3 protein-coding genes and 1 pseudogene are annotated in these 3365 nt (G+C 42.8%); 3 read left to right on the top strand and 1 reads right to left on the bottom strand.

Going from position 1 to position 3365, the window contains the following annotated elements; translation table 11 throughout:
• A pseudogene (locus G1O98_RS39160) lies at window positions 1-266 on the top strand (serine/threonine protein kinase); the annotation flags it as partial.
• A 164-nt stretch (window positions 267-430) separates the two neighbouring features.
• Here G1O98_RS39160 and G1O98_RS37465 read toward each other — a convergent pair.
• Complete coding sequence (locus G1O98_RS37465; RefSeq protein WP_163939419.1) at window positions 431-793, bottom strand: hypothetical protein; 363 nt, start codon at window positions 791-793, stop codon at window positions 431-433.
• A 626-nt stretch (window positions 794-1419) separates the two neighbouring features.
• Between G1O98_RS37465 and G1O98_RS37470 the strand changes: the two genes are divergently transcribed.
• Both G1O98_RS37470 and G1O98_RS37475 read left to right on the top strand, forming a co-directional pair.
• Window positions 1420-3201, top strand: coding sequence for a M61 family metallopeptidase (locus G1O98_RS37470; RefSeq protein ID WP_163939421.1), 1782 nt, complete (start codon window positions 1420-1422; stop codon window positions 3199-3201).
• Window positions 3164-3365, top strand: a 202-nt coding sequence (locus G1O98_RS37475) for a hypothetical protein (RefSeq protein WP_163939423.1), incomplete at its 3' end; no start/stop codon positions are given. The genes G1O98_RS37470 and G1O98_RS37475, both read left to right, overlap by 38 nt.

The following is a 3365-nucleotide window of genomic DNA, read 5'->3' on the forward strand; positions in this document are numbered from 1 at the left end:
TGGGTGTGTCTGTTGCGGTTTCTGGGGAGTTGGCGTGGTCTGGTGCGGGGGCGGGGTCTTGGGCTTCGGCTGCGGCGGGTGGGGCTGGGGCTTGGGCTGTGGCAGCTGTGGCTGTGGCTGTGGCTGTGGCTGTGGTAGCTGTGGCTAGAGATGAATTACTAAAATCTTTTAACAAGGTTCATACTTTTTTAATTTTAGCTAGCACTTCTAGTCTAGGCTTGGGTTTGGGATGGTTAGGACATAGTATTTTTAATACAGGTTCATAGCTTACTCAAGCTCTAAAAGCTAACTGGCAAAAGATTTTGTAGCTGTTAAGCGATCGCCCAAAAGAGAGCCAATATAATATTTATCGATTGCTTCACTACCTAAGCAAGAATCTCCCGATTTGAATTCGGGAGAGTGTCAAAAAACCCCAAATGTATTGTCTTTATCAAATAACAACCTCTTGCTTAGGCTTCCGCACTGGACGCTTGCGTTCGCTGCGACGAACGCCCCCTGCCATTTTATACTCATCGCTATTCTTGCCATACCTTGCAGCTACGCTGACTAAGACATGTTCTGTTAGTTCCATCAGCGACTTTTCGGCTAATTCTAAGATTCCCTGAGTTAGATCCACCGTGGAGAGGCTGGAGTTATAAGCTTCCAACTTTTCCTGTGTTTTTTTGATGGCGGCGGCAAAGGTGTCAATAGTGACTCCATTACCTAAATCTAAGGTGGAACTAATCGATTTCAAAGCCGCAATCCGACGCTGTGCCCTATCAAGTACTTTAGACCCACGTTTTGGACGTGACATAAATAACTTTCCTTTTGTTAATCATGCACTAGGATAAAAACTGGCTTATATCCTTGTCTTTACACCATTAGGATAAACAAAATCAAGGTGATTAACACCCGCAATATTCAGTATTGTTAAAATTATTTAGCACAAAAAACATTTTATTTATTGCGTGAATTTGTTGAGGCTTATCCGAATTCAAGAAACAATCGCCCGAATTCAAGAAACAATCGCCCGAATTCAATAAACAACCGCCCGAATTCAATAAACAACTGCCCAATACGCTTGGGTTAAGCATTTCTTCTCTTCTCTCTGTTTCCTCTGCGCCTCTGCGGTAGCCTGCGGCAAGCCCTACGGGTTTGCCAGTTCTTTTATGCCGGGGAACCCGTCCACCGGACTGGCTCACCGCTTTGCGCCTACGTTAAAAATTTGACTTTGATAAAGAGTCTTAGCCTTACCTGAATTGTGTGAAAATTAATACAAATATTTTGGAAGTTGCAAAGATCGCTTTGGCAGCAGGCGATTAGTTGCAAAGTGGCAAATAAACTAAGTTCTGACTACCGCACCCAATAAAACGCGAAACTTAACATGCAAATTTGTCATCATGAGAGAAATTACCTATCGATTATTAACTCAGCACCAAGATGACTGAAGCAACAGCAACTCGTCCCAACGCATATATCCAGGAAACTGGCCCGACAATTCATTACTTAGTAGCAATGTCTCAACCAGAAACCCATCTGTTTGAGGTAACTTTACGCATTGTCGATTACCCCTCGCCGATTCTCGATTTAAAATTACCGGTATGGACACCCGGTTCCTACTTAGTTCGAGAATATGCCAAGAATTTACAGGATTTTGTGGTTTTTGCAGAGGGTAAGCCTTTACCTTGGCAGAAAATCAGTAAAAATCACTGGCAAGTGGATAAAACAGGTGTTTCAGAATTAACTGTACGTTACCGCATTTTTGCCAATGAGCTATCGGTACGGACAAATCACTTGGATGCTACCCACGGTTATTTCAATGGTGCAGCATTATTTTTTAGGCTACCGGGCTGGGATAAGCAACCCATTCGCGTTACCATCGTACCGCCATACCCGGAATGGCAGGTAACAACTGCTCTACCTCCCGTAGGTGAGGAAACAAATACTTTCTGGGCAAGCGATTTTGATACTTTGGTGGATACTCCCTTTGAGATTGGTAGCCATCAATTGTATAAATTTGAGGTCTTGGGAAAACCCCATGAACTGGCAATTTGGGGGAAAGGTAATTACCAAGTTCAGCAAATGATTGCTGATATCCAAAAAATTATTCAGGTAGAAGCGCAGATGTTCGGGGGTTTACCTTATGAACGATATGTGTTTTTGCTACATTTATTTAGCCAAGCTTTTGGCGGTTTGGAGCATAAAGACTCTTGCTCGTTAATTTACCAACGTTTTGGATTTCGCACTCAGGAAAAGTACGATCGCTTTATGCAATTGGTTGCACACGAGTTCTTTCACTTGTGGAATGTCAAACGAATTCGCCCAAAAGCATTAGAAGTTTTTGATTATGACCAGGAAAACTACACACCATCATTGTGGTTTTGTGAAGGTACTACTAGTTACTATGACTTGTTAATTCCTTTGCGGGCAGAAATTTATGATGTTAAGTCGTATTTGAATAACTTGAGCAAAGAAATTACCAGATATGAAACGACACCGGGACGCAAGGTACAACCCGTTTCCGAGTCGAGTTTTGATGCCTGGATAAAACTTTATCGCCCCGATGCCAATAGCGGTAATTCTCAAATTTCTTACTATTTAAAGGGAGAAATGGTATCGTTATTGCTGGATTTACTGATTCGCTCTACTCATGACAATCAGCGTTCCCTCGATGACGTAATGCTGAAAATGTGGCAGCAATTCGGGAAAGATGAAATTGGCTATACTCCAGAACAGTTGCAGGAAGTTATAGAATCTGTCGCCGGAATCGATTTGACTGATTTCTTTAAACGCTACGTTGATAGTACTGATGATTTACCTTTTAATCAGTATCTAGAACCCTTTGGCTTGCAGTTGGTAGCTGAACAGCAGGAAGAACCTTACCTGGGTGTGAGAATAAATACAGAGAATGGGCGGGAGATGATTAAGTTTGTGGAAACTGATTCACCTGCACAAATAGGGGGAATTGATGCAGGTGATGAGTTGTTAGCAATTGATGGGATTAAGGTAACAGCGAGTAGTTTAAGCGATCGCATGAAGGATTACCAAGCAAACGATACCATCCAAGTCACAGTTTTTCATCAAGACGAACTGCGTACTTATTCCATTACCCTCGCGTCACCACATCCCACTCGATATCAGGTAAAACCTGTTGAGCATCCTGACTCAACACAGCAGAAAAACTTTGCTGGATGGCTTGGTGTTGCGATCGCAACTGTTTAATTTTGGGAATTGGGAATTGGGAATTGAGAATTGGGAATTGAGAATTGGGAATTGGGAATTGGGAATTGGGAATTGGGCATTGGGAATTGGGCATTGGGAATTGGGTATGGCTCAAGAATCAAGAAATAGTTATTCTTCCCCTGCTTCCCCTGCTCCCCCTGCTC

The organism is Nostoc sp. UIC 10630 (genome assembly GCF_010747425.1).
In the GTDB taxonomy this organism is placed as follows: domain Bacteria; phylum Cyanobacteriota; class Cyanobacteriia; order Cyanobacteriales; family Nostocaceae; genus Nostoc.

Bases quoted from the DNA above. Each gene is read 5' to 3' on its own strand.
- G1O98_RS37470 (WP_163939421.1), top strand. From the start codon at position 1,420: ATGACTGAAGCAACAGCAACTCGTCCCAACGCATATATCCAGGAAACT.
- G1O98_RS37465 (WP_163939419.1), bottom strand. From the start codon at position 793: ATGTCACGTCCAAAACGTGGGTCTAAAGTACTTGATAGGGCACAGCGT.